18 protein-coding genes and 1 pseudogene are annotated in these 20,930 nt (G+C 22.4%); 4 read left to right on the top strand and 15 right to left on the bottom strand.

Features of this window, described 5'->3' with window-relative positions:
- Window positions 1-95: 95 nt before the first annotated feature.
- Window positions 96-449: a hypothetical protein gene (locus tag ACQH20_RS04100; protein WP_425376607.1), complete on the bottom strand. Its 354-nt coding sequence runs from the start codon at window positions 447-449 to the stop codon at window positions 96-98.
- 117 nt (window positions 450-566) lie between these two features.
- On the opposite strand from ACQH20_RS04100, the gene ACQH20_RS04095 reads away from it, so the two are divergent.
- Window positions 567-1,673, top strand: coding sequence for a UPF0236 family transposase-like protein (locus ACQH20_RS04095; RefSeq protein ID WP_425376606.1), 1,107 nt, complete (start codon window positions 567-569; stop codon window positions 1,671-1,673).
- Window positions 1,674-1,706: 33 nt separating this feature from the next.
- A complete protein-coding gene (locus ACQH20_RS04090) occupies window positions 1,707-2,651 on the top strand; it encodes an IS30 family transposase (protein WP_425376605.1) in 945 nt (314 codons plus the stop codon).
- A gap of 165 nt (window positions 2,652-2,816) precedes the next feature.
- On the opposite strand, the gene ACQH20_RS04085 is transcribed toward ACQH20_RS04090, so the two are convergent.
- The 7 genes from ACQH20_RS04085 to ACQH20_RS04055 all read right to left on the bottom strand — a co-directional run bounded on the left by ACQH20_RS04085 (window position 2,817) and on the right by ACQH20_RS04055 (window position 12,753).
- A complete protein-coding gene (locus ACQH20_RS04085; RefSeq protein ID WP_425376604.1) occupies window positions 2,817-4,007 on the bottom strand; it encodes a phosphoglycerate kinase in 1,191 nt (396 codons plus the stop codon).
- Window positions 4,008-4,133: 126 nt separating this feature from the next.
- Window positions 4,134-5,141 (bottom strand): type I glyceraldehyde-3-phosphate dehydrogenase, encoded by a 1,008-nt coding sequence (gene gap, locus ACQH20_RS04080; RefSeq protein ID WP_342266864.1) that lies wholly within the window; start codon window positions 5,139-5,141, stop codon window positions 4,134-4,136.
- Window positions 5,142-5,321: 180 nt separating this feature from the next.
- Window positions 5,322-6,254 carry an ATP-binding protein gene (locus ACQH20_RS04075; protein WP_425376603.1) on the bottom strand — a complete coding sequence of 311 codons (933 nt, stop codon included), beginning with the start codon at window positions 6,252-6,254 and terminating at the stop codon, window positions 5,322-5,324.
- A 45-nt stretch (window positions 6,255-6,299) separates the two neighbouring features.
- Complete coding sequence (locus tag ACQH20_RS04070) at window positions 6,300-7,418, bottom strand: DnaD domain protein (protein WP_425376602.1); 1,119 nt, start codon at window positions 7,416-7,418, stop codon at window positions 6,300-6,302.
- A 172-nt stretch (window positions 7,419-7,590) separates the two neighbouring features.
- Window positions 7,591-8,421, bottom strand: coding sequence for a DNA-formamidopyrimidine glycosylase (gene mutM, locus ACQH20_RS04065; protein ID WP_425376601.1), 831 nt, complete (start codon window positions 8,419-8,421; stop codon window positions 7,591-7,593).
- 67 nt (window positions 8,422-8,488) lie between these two features.
- Window positions 8,489-11,113 carry a DNA polymerase I gene (gene polA, locus ACQH20_RS04060; RefSeq protein WP_425376600.1) on the bottom strand — a complete coding sequence of 875 codons (2,625 nt, stop codon included), beginning with the start codon at window positions 11,111-11,113 and terminating at the stop codon, window positions 8,489-8,491.
- A gap of 461 nt (window positions 11,114-11,574) precedes the next feature.
- Window positions 11,575-12,753, bottom strand: coding sequence for an IS3 family transposase (locus ACQH20_RS04055; protein WP_425376599.1), 1,179 nt, complete (start codon window positions 12,751-12,753; stop codon window positions 11,575-11,577).
- Between the two features lie 776 nt (window positions 12,754-13,529).
- On the opposite strand from ACQH20_RS04055, the gene ACQH20_RS04050 reads away from it, so the two are divergent.
- Together ACQH20_RS04050 and ACQH20_RS04045 are read left to right on the top strand one after the other, a co-directional pair.
- Complete coding sequence (locus ACQH20_RS04050) at window positions 13,530-13,697, top strand: hypothetical protein (protein ID WP_338987750.1); 168 nt, start codon at window positions 13,530-13,532, stop codon at window positions 13,695-13,697.
- Window positions 13,698-13,826: 129 nt separating this feature from the next.
- The gene (locus tag ACQH20_RS04045; RefSeq protein WP_425376598.1) at window positions 13,827-14,150 is read left to right on the top strand and encodes a hypothetical protein; all 324 of its coding nucleotides are present in this window, start codon (window positions 13,827-13,829) and stop codon (window positions 14,148-14,150) included.
- A gap of 583 nt (window positions 14,151-14,733) precedes the next feature.
- Here ACQH20_RS04045 and ACQH20_RS04040 read toward each other — a convergent pair.
- The 7 genes and pseudogenes from ACQH20_RS04040 to ACQH20_RS04010 all read right to left on the bottom strand — a co-directional run.
- Window positions 14,734-14,924, bottom strand: a pseudogene (locus ACQH20_RS04040) (IS3 family transposase); the annotation flags it as partial.
- Window positions 14,925-14,972: 48 nt separating this feature from the next.
- Entirely contained in the window at window positions 14,973-16,193 is a 1,221-nt protein-coding gene (locus ACQH20_RS04035) for an IS3 family transposase (RefSeq protein ID WP_425376597.1), read from the bottom strand.
- 149 nt (window positions 16,194-16,342) lie between these two features.
- On the bottom strand, window positions 16,343-16,726 hold the full coding sequence (locus ACQH20_RS04030; protein WP_425376596.1) for a hypothetical protein: 384 nt from the start codon (window positions 16,724-16,726) through the stop codon (window positions 16,343-16,345).
- A 158-nt stretch (window positions 16,727-16,884) separates the two neighbouring features.
- On the bottom strand, window positions 16,885-18,300 hold the full coding sequence (locus ACQH20_RS04025) for a DUF3626 domain-containing protein (protein WP_425376595.1): 1,416 nt from the start codon (window positions 18,298-18,300) through the stop codon (window positions 16,885-16,887).
- 701 nt (window positions 18,301-19,001) lie between these two features.
- Window positions 19,002-19,508, bottom strand: coding sequence for a hypothetical protein (locus tag ACQH20_RS04020; protein ID WP_425376594.1), 507 nt, complete (start codon window positions 19,506-19,508; stop codon window positions 19,002-19,004).
- A 191-nt stretch (window positions 19,509-19,699) separates the two neighbouring features.
- The gene (locus tag ACQH20_RS04015; protein WP_425376593.1) at window positions 19,700-20,695 is read right to left on the bottom strand and encodes an IS3 family transposase; all 996 of its coding nucleotides are present in this window, start codon (window positions 20,693-20,695) and stop codon (window positions 19,700-19,702) included.
- Window positions 20,696-20,781: 86 nt separating this feature from the next.
- Window positions 20,782-20,919 carry a hypothetical protein gene (locus tag ACQH20_RS04010; RefSeq protein WP_425376592.1) on the bottom strand — a complete coding sequence of 46 codons (138 nt, stop codon included), beginning with the start codon at window positions 20,917-20,919 and terminating at the stop codon, window positions 20,782-20,784.
- Window positions 20,920-20,930 lie beyond the last annotated feature (11 nt).

The raw sequence follows: 20,930 nt of genomic DNA, 5'->3' as shown, positions 1-20,930 counted from the left end.
TGTAACTTATGTTAATTATTAACATAATTGCTTTATTAAATTATATCATTTTTTCCCTTTAAAATAAAGAAAAAACCTATATTTATTATAGGTTTCTAATCAGTATTTTCTATTTTTCTAGGTTCAGAAATATTAAAAATTATATTACTTTTTTTGTTATTTTCTTCTACTTCTTGTGGAAATGCTAATCTTCAATAATCAAATTTTAATTGTGGAGTTGCTAATGCTCCTTTTAATAGTTCAACTTCTATTTTTTGACATGCTTTATCGTATTCAATGATAAAGTTTTTTGCTCATTTTGGGCTTCTGTGTCGCCAATGAAATATGTTTTTTCTATCAATTCCTAATGCTAAATTTAATCCTTGCTTAGTATATGGCTGATTTTCTTTAGAAAAATATTTTCTTATTTTTAATTTATAATTTCCTAATTCTTTTCTTTTTGTTGGCATATTATATCACCTTATTTAAAACTTATATACTAATTATATCATTAGTGTAAATAATATTTTTACAACATTTTATTTTTAAAATAAATATAATAAAAATCAAAAAAAGGATATATTTTTATGATTTTACTTCCTGAAAAATTTCCTCATAATCAGTTTAAAATTAGTCATGAAAAACAAATGTTATTAGATTATAAAAATAATTTAATTAATTATGATAAATATTGACATCAAAATGAATATGATAAAAATAAATATAAATATGTTAAAACTGCTAAAAGAACATTTACATCAATGTATGGAATAGTAAAAGATTTTTATAGAAAAGTATATCAACATAAAATTACTGGTGAATATTTATATCCATTAGATACATATATTAATATTGATAAAAATAAAAAAATTACTAATCAAGTAACAAAATCAATAATTTATGAAGCAGATTTTAATAATATTACATATCCTATAATTAAACATAATTTAAAAATAGATATATCTTTATCAACTATTTGTAGAAGAGTAAAAAAAACAAATATATTTGTACAAGAATTACCAAAAGAAAAAATAAAAATATTACCAACAGATTATATTTATATACAATCAGATGAATCTTATAATAATTTAATTGATAATAAGAAAAAAAGAAAATTTAGACATAGAACAGTAAGTATTAGTACTGGTTATGATTTAAATAAATCTACTGATAATAGACATGTTTTAGAAAATAAATATATTTTTGTTATTTCAACTAGAAAAGGTCAAAGAATTACTAAAAAAGAATTTGGTAAATCAATAATAACTAATTTAGATAATATTTTTATAGGTTATACTAATAGAAATTTAAAATTAACTGGTGATGGTACAACTTATCTTAAATCTACTGCTAATTATTTAAAAATTGATTATGCTGTAGATAAATGACATCCATTACAAAAATTAAAACAAGTATTTATTGTAGGAAAAGGTAAAAGAACAAAAGAAAATAATAAAAAATTAAGTTATGCTTATTATAAATTATTTTTAAATGGTAATTATTATAAATTATTAGATTATTTAAAAGAAAATAATGCTGATGAAAAAATATATGAATATTTTAAAAATAATAAAAAAGGTATTGAAAATCAAAATGCTATTTGAAATATTGGTTGTAGTGCTGAAAGTGATGTTTATCATTTCCTGAATTGTAAAATTAAAAAGGACATTTATATAAAAATTAAATTGTGTTAATTCTATAATTAAGAAAAGAAAGGAATTAGCACAATGTATAAGTATCTGACTATTGAATCAATAATAGCAATAAAAGAATATAAAAGTTATGAATTTTCAATTCTTAAAATAGCAAAAGCTGTTGATTATAGTAAATCAACTGTACATAGAGTTTGCAGATTATTAAATCAAAACTTATTACCATTAGAAATATTGAATCAAATTCAAAAAAAGAAGCAAAATGCAGGTAGAAAATTAATAATTTTAACTTTAACAGAAATTAATACTATTAATTATTTGTTAATTAATAAAAATTATGCGCTTGATATAATTGCTAATTTTTTAAAGGAAAATAAAATAAAAAGTATTTCAACAAAAACTTTATATAACATGTTTAAAACAAATCGAATGGGTTTTGATGAAAATAACTTATTGAGAAAAGGAAAAAATAAACCTCATAAACGAAAAGAAACTAGAGGACGAATTAATAATTGTAAATCTATTCATGAAAGAAATTTAATCATTCCTAATATTAAAAATATACAAGAATTTGGTCATTTAGAGGGTGATACTATCATTGGTAAAGATCATAAAAGTTCTATTATTACTTTAGCTGATATATGATCAAAAACCACAATTCCTTTAGTTTCTAAAAATCATAAAGCAGAAAATATTACAAAAAGTATAATAAAATTTATTTCAAAGTTACAAAAAGGAACAGTTAAAACTATTACTTTTGATCGTGGTAAAGAATTTAGTAAATGAAAATTAATCGAAAAAATTTGCAATGTTAAGATTTATTTTGCAGATCCTGGCAAACCTTGTCAAAGAGGTTTAAATGAAAATAATAATGGTATTTTAAGAAGATATTTACCAAAATCTACAGATCTATCTTTATATAAACAAAAAGACTTAAATGCTATAGCATTTCAAATTAATTCTACACCCAGAAAATCACTATCTTATAAAAGCCCAATAGACTTAATACAATTATTTTAAAAACTGTCCCATTTGTCCCATTTATATTTACAATTCAGGTTTTAAAATAATAATTAATCAAAAAATAAATTGGAATAATTGAAATATTAAAACCATCGTAATTAAAAATAAACTAATAAGAATAAAAACACTTGTTGTTTGATCTTGAGTAATCATATATTTTCACTATTTATTTTCTATAGCATTAATACCAGGTAAATCCTTACCTTCTAGATATTCTAATGAAGCACCTCCACCAGTTGAAATATGGCTAAATTTATTTTTATATCCAAATTTAATTGCTGCTGCTGCACTATCACCACCACCAATTAGTGTAAATGCACCTTTTAATTGTGAAATAGTTTTACAAATATTTTTTGTTCCATTAACAAAGTTACTCATTTCAAAAACTCCTAATGGTCCATTTCAAAAAACAGTTTTAGCATTAATTAAAGTATCTTCAAATAATTTAATTGTTTTTGGACCAATATCCATTCCTTCATATCCATCATCAATGTTTTCATTATTAGTAATTTTACCTTTGATATCCTTAAATTCCGGAGCAATTACAAAGTCAATAGGTAGTATTAATTTTTCTTTTCCTAATTCAATAATTTCTTTAGCAATTTCAATTTTATCTTTTTCTAATAATGAATCACCAATTTTATAATTCAATGCTTTCATAAAAGTATAAGCCATACCGCCACCAACAAGAACTTTATCAGCTTTTGTTAATAATTGTTTGATAACATCAATTTTATCTGATACTTTAGCACCACCAAGTACTGCTATAAAAGGATGTTCTGGATTAACGGTGATTTTATTAAGCATTGTTAATTCTTTTTCAATTAATAAACCAACACAACTATTTTTGATATTAGTAGCAATACCAACGTTAGATGCATGAGCACGGTGTGCAGTACCAAAAGCATCATTAACAAATACATCACCTAAATGTGCTCAATATTTACCTAATTCGGGATTATTAGTAGATTCTTTATTACCATTTAAATCTTCAAAACGAGTATTTTCTATTAAAAGTAATTCTTTGTTTTTAAAATTATTAATAGCTGTTTCAAGATTTGTACCACGAGTTTCATTAATGAATATTACATTTTCTTTTAAGATTTCACTTAGTCTTTTTGCAACGGGCGCTAAAGTATTCTTCGCTTTATCAGCTTCAGATTTAATTCTTCCAAGATGTGATAACATAATTATTTTTGCATCTTGATTTTGTAAATACTTAATAGTTTCGATGCTTGCTTTTATTCTTGTATCATCGGTAATTTTACCATTTTCTAATGGTACATTGAAGTCAAAACGAACAATAACTTTTTTATTTTTAAAATCAAGATCCTTTAATGTTTTTTTATTCATATAATTTTCATCTCCTTTTTTCATATTATAATTTTAATATATTTTTAAAGCTATTAATAAAAATGCATCTTGTAATTGGTAAGATGCATTTTTGTAGTTTAATATTTTAATTAAACTATTTAAAAATTATTTTAGCTTTGCTAAGTGTATTACTGTTCTTACTAATTGCGATACATATGACATTTCATTATCATATCAAGCAAAAACTTTAACAATTTGTTTGCCTTCAACTTCAATAACTTTTGTTAATGTTGCATCAAAAATTGAACCAAAACTTGAACCAATAATATCAGTTGAAACAATTGGATCTTCATTATAAGCAAATGATTCGCTACTATGTTTTTTCATTGCTGCATTAACTTGTTCAACAGTAACATTTTTTTTTAATTCAATTGTTAAATCAACAATTGAACCAGTAATAATTGGAACACGCATTGCTGAACCATCTAGTTTTCCTTTAACAGAAGGGATAACTAAACCAATAGCTGCAGCAGCACCTGTAGCTGCAGGAACAATATTAGACATAGCACTACGTCCTCTTCTAAAATCTGAATGTTCTAAGTCTAGTAAACGTTGGTCATTAGTTGCAGCATGAACTGTTGTCATTCATCCCTTAATAATTCCAAATTCTGATTCTAGAGCATGAACAACAGGAGCAAGACAATTAGTAGTACATGAAGCACCAGAAATAATATTATCAGTACTTTTTAGAATATCATGGTTAACATTATAAACAATAGTTTTTAAGTCTCCTTTAGCGGGTGCTGAAATCACAACTTTTTTAGCTCCAGCATCAATATGTGCTTGTGCTAATTCTTTTGTTGTAAAACGTCCAGTTGCTTCAATTACGATATCAACATCATTGGCTTTTCATGGTAATGCTTTTGGGTCTTTTTCTTGACAAACTTTAATTATTTTACCATCAACATTAATAGTATTTTTTGATTTGTCTGCTTTGATTTTTCCATGTTTTCAAGTTCTATGTGCTGAATCATATTGTAATAGATATGCTAGAGCTTCTACATTTCCTAAATCATTGATAGCAACAATATCAATTTCTTTTTTGTCAAATAATTGACGAAAGGCAAGGCGGCCAATGCGCCCAAATCCATTAATTGCAATTTTAATTGCCATTATTAAGTCACTCCTTTTATGTGTTTGTTTTTTATATTGATTAATGACTAGGTATATTATAAACAAATATTGTTAATATTTGTCATAAAATATGGATTTATTTATAAAACATTTATTTTATTAGTAAATTATTTCCTTTATTTTAATTATAGTTTTCATTATTTTATTTTTTTATGAAATTTATATTGGTATATATTCTATTTCATTATTAATATTGTCAATATTATTATTATTTTCAATGGTAGTTTGTGATTCTTCAATAGTTAATTCAATTGGTATAGTTAAAGTTTGAATACGTTCTAATAAACGTTTAACTTTAATTTCTTCTGATTTACTATTTTTTAAATAATAATGTTGATATAGTTCACTAATACTATAGTTAGAATTAATAAATGTAGTTTTTAATGGTAAAATTCGTGCATTAAGAATACTAAATAATAATTCATCACGCTCTCAAGCGCTAACAGTTTCACCGCCTAAATCATCAATAAATAATAAGTCACATGATTTTAATTGTTCAATTTGCTGATTAGTATCAGTATCATTTTTAAAACTTTTTTTAATGTCCATAACAAATTCAGGTCATACAATAAAACAAACAGTTTGATTTTTTTGAATTAATTTATTTGCAAATAAGATAAAAATAAAAGTTTTGCCACTACCTGTGTCACCATATAAGTATAAACCTTGATAACTTTTGTGTTTTAAAGATTGATGTAAATACTGGATGATTTCTTTTCTTGCATTAGTTGAGGCATTAAAATTTTTACTTCATGAAAGTGATAAAAGTTTATCATCATAGTATTTAATTAAAAAATTATTATGTACTTGTTGTTGGACAGATCTATTAATAGAATGAAGACAATCCGTTAGTACTAAACTTATTTTTTGATTAGGTAACATTACTAGTTTATAACGATATCCTTTAACATTTTGTAGACATTTGCTAAGATTCTCTCGTTTTTTACATAAATTGTAGCTATCAATATAAGTTTTTAATAAATCAACATATGGTTCTAGTTTGCTGTTAGTTAAGTTGTTTTTTTTAATAAAGTCATGAAGTTCAGCATTGTTAATGTTTTCTTTTAAGAAAGTTGTCGCTTTAAGTTTCATGATAATCATTTCCTTACTTAATAATAGTGTCTTTTAATAATTAAATTAATGGGCATCAAATTCCTTTAAAATATTCTTTATTTCTTCTTGAGTTAATTTTATATCTTTTTTAATATTATCAACCTTATATTTTTTAATTAATTTTTTATTGAAATTATTTGTTGTTGATTGTTCTGTAGTAGATCATAATGATTCTTGTTGAAATTGTTGCTGTGGATTTTTTTTGCTACGAGCATAAGCAAGTTTTAAATGAGATAAAGCATCATCAATACTATTAATTTGATTTTCTTGAAAGGTTTCAGCAATTTTAATAATATAGTTTGGTTCTAAACGTTTATTATTTTTAAATCAAACATATTCAATTAAGCAGTTAATTACAGCATTATTTAATTGAAAGTTATTAGTTAATATTTCTAATGTTGTTTTTAATTTATCAGTTGGTATTTTACCAGTTAAATTTTTTAAATATTCTTCAGGTAATTTTTGTTGCATTAAATTTAATGTGGTATTAATAACATCAGAATTATCTTTAGATATAATTGTATTACCATTAGAATTTAAATTAACTTTCATAGTATTAATTTGATTTTTATTTTGAAATGAATAAATTTGTCTAGAAATTGATGTTTGCTCTTGTTTAGCATAAATATTATTAAGTGCTGTTTTTAATTTTAAAGATTGAGGGATAGTATTTTCCTGTTGAGTAATATTAACATAATTTTGTGTAATTTCAATATCATTTTTCAAAAAATAAAATTTTTGTCTTTCATAATTTAAAGTTCCTAATTGTTTAAGTAGTTCTGAGTTTAAATGGGTATTAGCAAAAAAATCATCAGCAGATAAGGGAGAACACAATTGATAAATGTAAGTAGATTTTAAAGAATAGTAGTAAGTATTAATAAGGTTAACAGATTCAAGTTGTTGGAAAGCAACAAGTAATTGAGTGGAAGTTATTTTTAATAAAGATTTAATTCGTCCATGATTGAAATCAAGATTAATACGTTTTGTTAATAACTTTTCTTGAACTAAAGTTAAATATAAATTTATTGCTTCAATACCAATTATTGGTTGATATAACATAAATAAAATTTGGTAATCTTCGTTACTAATATATTCTGATTGGTTCAACTTAAAAATATCAATATCATTTATTGTTCTGTTCATATTCATTCCCTAACTTTCTTTTTACTATCCATTTCTTTCATGGTATGATAATTATATGCACATAAAGAATATAAATAAAGTGAAATGATTAAAACACATACTTATCCACATTTATTCCACTTTTTTTATTAAAAATATTCTTTATTAATATATACTTTTGAGTTTTCCACAGTTAATATTTAATTTGACAGTGATTACAAAAGTAAGTTCCACGAAGGTTTATTTTTATTTTTTTAATAATAGTATGGCATTTAAAACAAGGCATTTTTGCTCTAGTATGAACTTGTAATTCTTGTTGATAGTAACCTGTTACACCAAGGCTTGAAGTATAACTACTAATTGTTGATCCACCAAGTTTTATTGATTTATCAAGCACAAATCTTGCTTTATTAATGATTTCTTGTAATTGTTGAAGTGTTAAATTTTTAGTAATACTTTGCGGATGAATACTAGCATAAAATAATACTTCATCTGCATAAATATTTCCTAAACCACTCATAACATTTTGTTCTAATAATGTTGCTTTAATACTTTGACTTTTATTTTTTCATTTATTTTTTAAATATTCAGCAGTAACATTTTTATTAAAAGGTTCTGGACCAATATTAATATAAGGTTTTATGTTTTGATATTCATTTTTAGTTCGCAAATGAAAGGTTCCAAACTGTCTTGTGTCATGATATCTTAATTCGTATTTATTGTCTAATTCTAATATTAATAAGACATGTTTTCAATTTATTGATTGATTATTTTGTTGAAAATAATATTTTCCTTCCATTCGTAAATGACTTAATAATACATAATCATCTAATATAAATATTAATAATTTACCAACTCTTTGAACATCATTAATTGTTTGTCCAATAATTTGTTTTGTGAATTGTTCAATACTTGGTGTTTTGATAATTTTATTTAAAAGAATTCTAACACCAATAATTTTATGATTAGTTAAAAGTGGTTGTAAAGTTTTGCGAACAGTTTCAACTTCGGGTAATTCTGGCATTTTTATTTTCCTTCCAATAAAATATAATAAACTAATTTGTTTTAAATATTAATAAATTTTTAAAAATTTATTTTAATTCAAATCAGTTATTACCAATACTAGTATTAATTAATAAGGGAACTTTTAATTTAGTAACATTAGACATAATTTTAGTAATTTTAGTAATAACATCATTAACTTTATTATCTTCAACTTCAAAAATTAATTCATCATGAATTTGTGCAATTAATATTGCATCAATATTTTGTTTTTTTATTTCTTCATAAATTTTATTCATTGCTAATTTTAAAATATCAGCAGCACTACCTTGAATTGGCATGTTCATTGCTATTCGTTTACCAAAATTTTGAATCACCTTATTTTTATTTGTAATTTCCATTACTTCTCTTCTACGATTAAAAATTGTTTGAACATATCCATTTTTTTCACAAAAATCAATTATATTATTAATATAACTTTTAATTTTTGGAAAAACCGAAAAATATTTATTAATAAATATTTTAGCATCTTCAACTTTAATTCCTATTTGTTGTGATAAACCAAAACTAGAAATGCCATAAACAATGCCAAAATTAATAGCTTTTGCATTTTGTCTTTGTTCGTTAGTAACTTCTGCTAAAGGTATATTTAATATTTTACTTGCAGTTTCGCGATGAATATCATGCTTTTGTTGAAAAGCTTTAATTAAATTTTCATCTTCACTAATATGAGCTAATATTCTTAATTCAATTTGCGAATAATCACAGGATAGTATTTTAGTATGTGGTTTGCTTGGAATAAAGATTTTACGAACTTCTCTTTGTTCTTTATCGCGAATACTAATATTTTGCATATTAGGATCTAATGAAGATAACCTGCCAGTACCGGTTTGTACTTGATTATAAATGCTATGAATTTTACCATCATCAAAAATATATTTTTGTAAACCAAGTAAGTAAGTGGAATATAATTTTTGTAATTTACGATATTCTAAAAGAATATCGATGATTGGATGTTGATTTTTTAAACTAATTAAAACTTGAAAAGCAGTACTACCTTTTTTATAATTAGGTAATTTTAATTCTTTAAATAAGTATTCACTAATTTGTTTTGGTGAATTTGGATTTAAATTACTATTACTTTCTTTTTTAATTTGTAATTCTAAATCTTGGATTTTTAGTAAAGTTTTATCAGTTAGTAGTTTTAATTTTTTTTGATCAATGTTAACACCATTACACTCCATATTTACTAATACAAAAGCAGCAGGTAGTTCAATCTCTTGATATAAATTTCAGTTATTAGTATCTTTTAATTTTTTTATAAGAATGAGATGAGAATCTGTTAAAAAATTTAATTTTTTTTCTAAAAAAATAGCTATTTCTTTTTCATCATTGGGAATATTTTTTTTAATAGCTTTGCCATAGAAATCATCAGCACTTAAATTTTCTTTAACATTGACATTGAGCATAACAGCAATGTTTTCTGGTAATATTTTTTCATTAGCATAAAGAAGGTAAGCAGCTAACATATGGTCAAAAATAATATTATTTATTATCAATTTTAAACGTAGTCCTGCAATAATAACCTTTTTTAAATCTCAAGTTATTTTTTGTAGTTTTTTATTTTGTAAGAAATGTTGAAAATTAGGACAATTAATTGCATTAATTTTATTAATATAAAATGTTCCTTTTTCATTTTTAATACCAAAACCAATAATATTATCACGATTATAATTATCACCAAAAATTTCTAATCATAAGTAATTTGAATCACAATTTCATTCTTGATTTCACTTATTTATAATTTGAACGTGAGATGTACTATTTTTATTAGTTTTAGGATTAGTGTCTTGTGTTAATAAAGAGTTCATATTATATTGTTTGTAAAAGTCTTGTAACTTTTCATTATTTAAATTTTCAACATTATAATTAAACGTTTCTAAATTACCAGTAATTGGTGTATTTAAATTAAGTTGTGCTAGTTGTTTACAAATAATACCATTATTAAAGTTAAGTTTAATTAGTTTACTAACATTTGGTTTTAATTGTTCTACATTTTCAATAATGTTTTCTAATGTGTCATATTCTTTTAATAAACTAATAGCAGTTTTTTGACCAATTCCTTTAATGCCAGGTAAATTATCAGAACTATCACCCATTAATCCCTTTAAATCGGTAACTTGATAAGGTAATAATTCATATTCTGATTGAAATGTAGAAATAGTAATAACCTTTAAATCACTCATCCCTTTTTGTGGATTAAGAATTTTAATATTGTTATCTAATAGTTGTAATAAATCTTTATCACTACTCATAATATCAATTTGATAATTACTAGCAACTTTATTTTTAACAATGCTGCCAATAATATCATCAGCTTCATAATTATTTATTTGTCCCCAAGAAATTTGTGCTAAGTCTAAAAATATTTTAACTAAATTAAATTGTTCAATTAATTCAACCGGAGTTTCACTTCTTTTTCCTTTATATGTTGCTAAAGTTTCATGACGAAATGTTTTACGAGCAGCATCAAATGCAACAAAAACGCTAGCATAATTGTTAGATTTTAAGTACTTAGTCAACATTCTAATAAAAGCATAGACGGCATTAGTTCGAATACCATGTAGCGAATGTAGATTAACTCCTTGGTATGCAGTAGCATAATATGCTTTAAATAATAAATTGTTACCATCAATAATTAATGCTTTTTTCATTTATTCACCTAATTTCATAAAACTATTATAACAATAAGTAAGTATAACTTCATATAAAATTAAAAAAATAGCATATAAAAAAAACAAGATTTTTTTTCTTGCTATCGAACAATAATTAAGTTACAGATTTAATTGTGTAGAAAACATTATAAATATAAGGTTTTAGGGTTAATTTTAAGAGAATTATTATATTTATAGTGATTAGAGTTCTGTAACTTAATTATTTAAATATTAAGGATATTTATAAATAGATCCTTAACTTTTATTATAACATTCAATTTTTAATTTTTAAATTCATTTTTTCTTTTTTATATATAAAAAACAAGAGCTTTTCAGCTCTTGTCTACACAAGAATTATTGCTAAGGTAATATGAACTTGTCAAGAAAAGTGGACAATAAAAGTAACCTTTTATTAAATTTTATAAAATAGCGTTTGTAAGTGTTAAATTTATAGGTATGAACTAATTATTTGTTGGTTTGGAATGAGCTAATCGATATTCGATTGGACTCATTCCTTTTAATTTTATTTGAGGTCGATAATTATTATAAAAGTAAATATATTTAGGTAAGTTGTCTTGTATTCATTCAATAGTTCTATTTTTTCTTGGAATTTGATATAGAAATTCTGTTTTCATTGTTCCAAATCAAGTTTCAGTACCACCATTATCACAGGAATTACCTCTTCTAGACATTGAAATTTTTATTTTTAATTCATCACATAAAATTTTATAAGAAGGATTTGTATAGTGAAATCCTTGATCTGATTGTAAAATTCATGAAGTAGGTTTTTGAGCATTAACTCAAGCTTGGATAATGTTTTGGACAACAAATGTCATGTCTAAACTTGCACTTATTTTATAATCTAATATTTCATTATTATGAAAATCTTTAACAATTGATAAATAATATGTTTTACCATTAGTTAATAAATAAGTTATATCAGTACCTAATTTTTCATTTAAATTAGTAGTTGAAAAATCACGTTTTAATAAATTATCATATCTTAAACTTCCTGATTTAGTTCTATAATCAAATTTTTTTATGCGAACCTTAGCTTTTAAACTCATATTTTTCATATATATATATATAATATGAAATTTTAATTTTAAATTATAAATTTTGTTAATTCATAAAGTTATCATTTTATAACCATAAATTTCTTGAAATTCATAAAAAATATTTTTAATTATATTAGCTAAAAATGTATCTCATTTATTAAATTCATTCATTCCATTCTTAATTCACTTATAATATCCTGATTTTGAAACATTTAATAATCAACATAAATAACTAATCTGATATTTTTTCTTCAATGAGAAAATCACAAAATATTTCTTCTTTTTTGTCGATTTTTCTAAATACTTTTTTATATCGTTCATTGCCTCAATATATTCAATTAATTCTTGTTTTGTCATTTCATTAAAATTTAAAGATTTGGGTCGACCTGTTCTTTTGGTTTTTTTAGCACGAATTCCATTGCCATATTCTAAACCTTTTTCACCTAATAATTTATATGCTTTAATTCATTCTTTTATTGATGATCGACCAATACCATACTCTAATGCGGTTTTATCAATTGTTTTAATTTTACTTATTTTTATTATTTTTAACTTTTCTTCTTTTGATAGTCATTTAGCCATAAAAAAATGAACACCTTCCTTAAAGTATTTTTAACACAAAGGTTACAATTCTGTGTCTACTTTATTCTAGATGTTCAATATGTCATTTATAAAAAAAGGGGTTATTTATAAATAAAACTTAAGGTTATTGGGGTTATAGAGTTTAAATTAGGGGTTTTAGATTATTTTTAAATTTTTTATATTTAAAAATATTATAATTGAATAATGTTTTGACATATTACCTTAATTTTAAAGGACCTAGGCTATCTAAATCCTTATAAGAATAATAACAAATAATATTTAAATTGCAAGGAAATTTGTTATTATTTTTAGAAATAATTTATATTTTCAGTTTTTTTTGAAAAATATATTCATACTCTATATAAGTTTTTTATTTTTTTGATAAATATTTTTGGAAAAATTGCAATAATTTTACCCTACTTATCTTAGTTTTATAAAAAATATTAGTGCATTAATGGAGTGTTTATTGTTAGTAAAAATTTTTACATATTATGAAATTTTTAAGCACTAATAAAAGTAAAAAAACAAAAATATGTGGTTAAACTTATAGTCTTATAGTTTTAATTTTAATTATAAAAATTTTGTAAAAAATTATTTAAAAAAAATAAAAAAGATATATAATGATGTCGAATATTTAATATTTAAAATTGAGAAAAATGGGACTTTCCTAAAAACTGTGTTTTTTAAATAAATTTTAGTTGTAAAATCACTAAGTTACACAGATTGCTGGAAAGTCCCAAAAAATATTCAAATTTAAGTAAGGAAAAAATTAAAAAATGCCAAACCCATGAAAAACAGAAACTAATGGCCCAACAGATTTAAGCAAAGTTGCTAAATGGGAAATTAATGATGTGAATGAAACTAGAGAAAGATGAAAAAGAGAAAAAGAAGAAGAAAAAAAACAACAAAAACAAAACAAAGCGGGATCTAGTTTGAAAAAATAAATTTGTTTTAAAAATTATATAAAATATAACAAGATATTTGGTCTGTATATGAGTTTTTATTTAAACCTATTACTTTATTTTTTTAAAGTAAATGGGTTTTTTATTTTTTAATCAAATAAGAAGAAAAAAATGAAACCGATATTATTAAAAGTCCTAAGTAATATTGTAAAACAAGGTGCATGAATTATTAGAGATGAACCTTTACATCAAAATAAAGAGAAAATACAGAGAGAATTAATAACATATAAACTAAAATCAGAAAATGATTTTGTATATAAAACAGAAATTAATAAGGATATTATAATTTATGAATATTTTTTTGAGAAAATAAAAGATAAAGATAATGGTTCTTGCATTGTGACTAGAATTTATTTTAGTAATGATGAGATATGAGAAAAGATAGTATATATTAATAATAAAGAAACTGATGTTGAACAAAAAATAATAGAATAATATAGAGTTTATTTTTGTAAAAAAGAACTTTTAGAAGAAAGTCAATTCATAAAAAATGAAAATGATAAGCAAGTAGTTATTAGAAAAAAATCTATTTTAGATTTTAAAAATAAAGAAAATATTAATGGTGTCAATAATAATGATGAAAAGATTAAAGAAAGTAAAAATACTTTAGGTAAACGATTAGGTAGGTGAGTTGGAAAATTTTTTATTTTTGCCTTTGAAACTTATATTTTTGGTGTTGTTTCAGGAATTATTTCTGTTCTTGCACTTAAAATTTCTTTTGCAATGGCGCTTTGTTGATGAACTCCTGCGGCTTTAGGAATAGCAACACTTACTGCTTTGCCTATAGGTTGATGTGTAGTTTTAGCAATTGTAGCAGTATTAGGTGTTTAGATACTAAAAGAATATAGAATTAAACCTTTATTAAAAAAAATGTGAAACTTGGTAGAATCAAAGAAAGCAAAAAAACTAGAAATGGAGGACTTAAAAGAAATAGATTTTCATAATATCAATTCTAGAGTTTTAAAAAACTATTTAATTTCTCAAAAAAACATACCTGGAATGGCAACCCTTTTTAGGACTATTTTTTGGTAGACATTTGTTCTTCATACTTAACTGGAGTTAAGTACTTTAGAGTGCTGTGAATTCTTATGTTGTTGTATCAGTTGATATAATCAAATAATTCTAATTTTAATTGGATTAATGATATAAATTTTTTTCATTAATAAATTCTGTCTTAAAAGTTTTAAAAGTCGCTTCAGCAACAGCATTTGAACTTGTCAAGAAAAGTGGACAATAAAAGTAACCTTTTATTAAATTTTATAAAATAGCGTTTGTAAGTGTTAAATTTATAGGTATGAAGTAATTATTTGTTGGTTTGGAATGAGCTAATCGATATTCGATTGGACTCATTCCTTTTAATTTTATTTGAGGTCGATAATTATTATAAAAGTAAATATATTTAGGTAAGTTGTCTTGTATTCATTCAATAGTTCTATTTTTTCTTGGAATTTGATATAGAAATTCTGTTTTCATTGTTCCAAATCAAGTTTCAGTAGCACCATTATCACAGGAATTACCTCTTCTAGACATTGAAATTTTTATTTTTAATTCATCACATAAAATTTTATAAGAAGGATTTGTATAGTGAAATACTTGATCTGATTGTAAAATTCATGAAGTAGGTTTTTGAGCATTAACTCAAGCTTGGATAATGTTTTGGACAACAAATGTCATGTCTAAACTTGCACTTATTTTATAATCTAATATTTCATTATTATGAAAATCTTTAACAATTGATAAATAATATGTTTTACCATTAGTTAATAAATAAGTTATATCAGTACCTAATTTTTCATTTAAATTAGTAGTTGAAAAATCACGTTTTAATAAATTATCATATCTTAAACTTCCTGATTTAGTTCTATAATCAAATTTTTTTATGCGAACCTTAGCTTTTAAACTCATATTTTTCATATATCTATATACAATATGAAATTTTAATTTTAAATTATAAATTTTGTTAATTCATAAAGTTATCATTTTATAACCATAAATTTCTTGAAATTCATAAAAAATATTTTTAATTATATTAGCTAAAAATGTATCTCATTTATTAAATTCATTCATTCCATTCTTAATTCACTTATAATATCCTGATTTTGAAACATTTAATAATCAACATAAATAACTAATCTGATATTTTTTCTTCAATGAGAAAATCACAAAATATTTCTTCTTTTTTGTCGATTTTTCTAAATACTTTTTTATATCGTTCATTGCCTCAATATATTCAATTAATTCTTGTTTTGTCATTTCATTAAAATTTAAAGATTTGGGTCGACCTGTTCTTTTGGTTTTTTTAGCACGAATTCCATTGCCATATTCTAAACCTTTTTCACCTAATAATTTATATGCTTTAATTCATTCTTTTATTGATGATCGACCAATACCATACTCTAATGCGGTTTTATCAATTGTTTTAATTTTACTTATTTTTATTATTTTTAACTTTTCTTCTTTTGATAGTCATTTAGCCATAAAAAAATGAACACCTTCCTTAAAGTATTTTTAACACAAAGGTTACAATTCTGTGTCTACTTTATTCTAGATGTTCAAAATAAAAAATAATAATTTTTGAGATGCTATTGCAAATTGTGAAATAATAAGTAATTATTACATTCATTCAATTATGTTTCTAAATTTATTTTATTACATTTAAAAATAACCATTTTAATGTAAATACTAATATTATATGTTCTATTACCAAGCATTTCTTTTAAAACATGTCAAATATTAGTTTCTGTAAAACAACCAATATTTCACTTTGCACCTTGATTTTCAATACCTTGTTTATTATTTTTAAAATATTGTTTTTTTAACTTTTTATGATTATCTAATTGATTATATAAATAGTCAATTAATTGTTGATATTGACCATTATTAATTAAATTTTTACAATGATTATATTCTTGTAAATATTTTTCTTTATTTCCAGCCATTATTCCAAGATATAATGTTCTAATTAAATGAAATTTATCTAAAACAAATTGATAATCGGGACTTTCCAGCAATCTGTGTAACTTAGTGATTTTACAACTAAAATTTATTTAAAAAACACAGTTTTTAGGAAAGTCCCAATTTTATGATTTAACTTTACCATATTTAATTAAAAAAAATAGAAAAATAATAATATCAGTATAGCTATTAAAATGGTTCAATATATATTTTATTAAAGAAGATTTTGTTGTGAATTTGAACAACTGTTTAAAAAGGGATTATTTAATTCTTCATCATTTGCTGATTGTTTATCAAATTTTTTTTCATCAGTTACTTTTTGATCTTGTAATAATGGCATAGTTTCCGTTGAAATTAATGGTGAATGTGGTGTTTCATTATTTTTTATCTCTAACAACAAATTTTTAATTTCAATATTTTTAGCATTTATTATTTCTTTTATTTCTTTATTTTTATTAATACATCCAAAACTAAAAACTTTAATAACAAAATTTAAAATTGGATTTATCTTTTTTTTCTCTAACTTGACAATATCACTTTTTAATTTTGTTATTTTTTCTTGTTTTAATGATAATTTATCTTCTAAATGTCTTTCTTCTTGTTTTATTTTATATTCTTCTTCAGTTATGAATATAATAAATGAAGATCCTAAACATGAGTTTATTTCATTTATTTTTTCTAATATTTGTTTTTGTTTATTAGGTGGATGAGTATCAAATTCCGCTTTTGATAAGCAAATTTGTTTTATATCACGTGCAAATAAGATTCTAGAATAAATATGAGCCTCTATATAATTTCCTTCACTTTTACCATAATTACGATGAGGAACAAAATTTTTTCCATTAGCTTTATTAATTAAACTTTCTAAACAATTATATCCAAATAAATCATTTTGACAATATCTTATCAATCTTGGGAAGTGTAAAAAAGTAGATATTTTATCTTTTAATTTCCCACCACTGAACGTAGGTGGTGAATACGTATCATAAGGACTATATGTACAATTATGTTTTACATAATCTTTTAGTATAATAAAAGATTTTCCATACATAGGAGCTCCACCCATAGGATTTTCCAAAAAATCTAATGCTGCATAGCAAGGTCTACTTGTTCACTGAAAATTAGCACTTCTTTTTGTTTGATCGCCAGTAGGGGTTGAAAAACGTCCAAATTTTTCATACTTACTATTATCAAATAATTGATTTAGATAAAATGCAACTTCCTCTATACTTGCTCGACCTACATTATAGTTAGAAATTTCATTTGGTTTTTCCTTATAAGCAAAACAGTTTAAAACCTCTGGTCATTTATTATTAATATCGTATATTTTTGAAAAATCAAAATTAATTGTTAACCTTGATGATTGTAATATTTTAGTAATCTTTTCTAATAAATCTTTTGCATTTTCTTGACTCATCTTGCATTTTTTAGATAATATTTTTAAAGCAGATTCATAATCTTCTTGTTGAGAGGATTCGCATAGTTCATAAATTTGATGTAAAATTTCACTTCTAAACAATTGACCATAAATCTCTTTTTTAATCTTTCTATCATCTTTTGAATTATTTGATGAAGTTGAAGACAAACCACCATTAATATGTGATAAATCAGATTGTTTGTTATATGCCATAATATTTATCTCCTCTATACTTAAGATGGACATTTGAAATCTATTTTATTGGTTTAAGCAATAGAGTATTTCTAATACACCTATTGTATTTTTTATGTTTTTTATTTATTAAATACAATAAAAACTCATTTATTTTTAAATTAAAATAATGAGTTAAAAAACCAATATTTAGTTTACACTTAGTTATTTTATTAAATTTTAGAAAAAATACAAGTTATTAATTAAAAAATGTCATTATTTAGTGAAAATTTCCCACTGATTATCGAATAATAATTTCCTAAAAATAAAGTTATTTTATACTACCAAATATTTAATTTAAAAAATCTCTAATTAGAGATTTTTATTTTTTGAATATATAAACATATAAATTTTTAAATCGTTTGTCTATGAGCAAATTTGGTGTTTTAAAATTAATTTTAAATATATAAAGAGATTGCAATTGTAATAGAATTATTATTTTACCATTTTTGGTATTTTATATTCGCTTACTGAAATTTTTTCTTGAAATGAATTTATATTTTTTATAATCATATCTGTTGTATTTGAAACATTTTGTATTCGATTTTTTTGAATTTCAGTAAAGTAAAATATACAACTATTTAACGATTTTGTTACTAAATTAAATTCTTGTTTTTTAATTGATAATGTTTTTATATTATTTTTAATAATATTTTCATTTTTTAATTTATAATTTTTTAAATTTAATAAAAGAATTTCATAATTTTTTTTATATGTTTGATTTTTTCAACATTTTTTATTATTTTTTGATTTTTATTATAAAAACCAAGAGTAAAAACTATAATTAAACTATTTTTTCATTTACTAATTTTTTTTGAATTTAAGATTTGAATATTTTGATTATTTTTTGATATTTTTTTATTTATCTCTTCTACATCTCTAAATTTCATATACCAGTTGTTAAAAATTAAATTTTTATTTTTGCATTCAATTTGCTCAATAGGGTTTTTATATATGTTTTCTATTTTAGTATATATAAGATCAAGTAATCTAAGATTTTCTTTTATTTCAAAATTTTCATCTTCTAAACCATATAAAATTTTAGAAATGTTTTCTTTTATTTCATTTTGTTTTTTGATTTTTTTTTCTAACGTTTTTAATTCTTCATAAATTTTTTTCTTTAATTCATTTATATTAATAATTTTATTAATATAATCATTAAAAATAATTTTTTGTTTTTCAATTGCCATAATTTCAACTTCTTTCAAAATAAAAACTCATTTGCTTTTTAACAAGAAAGCAAATGAGTTAAAAACTTATATTAAATTTTTATAAATTGATTATACAAAATATTTTAAAAAAAGTTCGCAAATAAAAATTTGGAACTAAAATTTGAACTTGTCAAAAAAAGTGGACAATAAAAGTAACCTTTTATTAAATTTTATAAAATAGCGTTTGTAAGTGTTAAATTTATAGGTATGAAGTAATTATTTGTTGGTTTGGAATGAGCTAATCGATATTCGATTGGACTCATTCCTTTTAATTTTATTTGAGGTCGATAATTATTATAAAAGTAAATATATTTAGGTAAGTTGTCTTGTATTCATTCAATAGTTCTATTTTTTCTTGGAATTTGATATAGAAATTCTATTTTCATTGTTCCAAATCAAGTTTCAGTAGCACCATTATCACAGGAATTACCTCTTCTAGACATTGAAATTTTTATTTTTAATTCATCACATAAAATTTTATAAGAAGGATTTGTATAGTGAAATCCTTGATCTGATTGTAAAATTCATGAAGTAGGTTTTTGAGCATTAACTCAAGCTTGGATAATGTTTTGGACAATAAATGTCATGTCTAAACTTGCACTTATTTTATAATCTAATATTTCATTATTATGAAAATCTTTAACAATTGATAAATAATATGTTTTACCATTAGTTAATAAATAAGTTATATCAGTACCTAATTTTTCATTTAAATTAGTAGTTGAAAAATCACGTTTTAATAAATTATCATATCTTAAACTTCCTGATTTAGTTCTATAATCAAATTTTTTTATGCGAACCTTAGCTTTTAAACTCATATTTTTCATATATCTATATACAATATGAAATTTTAATTTTAAATTATAAATTTTGTTAATTCATAAAGTTATCATTTTATAACCATAAATTTCTTGAAATTCATAAAAAATATTTTTAATTATATTAGCTAAAAATGTATCTCATTTATTAAATTCATTCATTCCATTCTTAATTCACTTATAATATCCTGATTTTGAAACATTTAATAATCAACATAAATAACTAATCTGATATTTTTTCTTCAATGAGAAAATCACAAAATATTTCTTCTTTTTTGTCGATTTTTCTAAATACTTTTTTATATCGTTCATTGCCTCAATATATTCAATTAATTCTTGTTTTGTCATTTCATTAAAATTTAAAGATTTGGGTCGACCTGTTCTTTTGGTTTTTTTAGCACGAATTCCATTGCCATATTCTAAACCTTTTTCACCTAATAATTATATGCTTTAATTCATTCTTTTATTGATGATCGACCAATACCATACTCTAATGCGGTTTTATCAATTGTTTTAATTTTACTTATTTTTATTATTTTTAACTTTTCTTCTTTTGATAGTCATTTAGCCATAAAAAAATGAA

This window comes from Spiroplasma endosymbiont of Aleiodes alternator, assembly GCF_964031135.1.
Taxonomy (GTDB): Bacteria; Bacillota_I; Bacilli_A; order Mycoplasmatales; family VBWQ01; genus Spiroplasma_E.
Note: the sequence above shows the minus strand (reverse complement) of the source record. Positions and strands in the feature narration are given on the sequence as shown.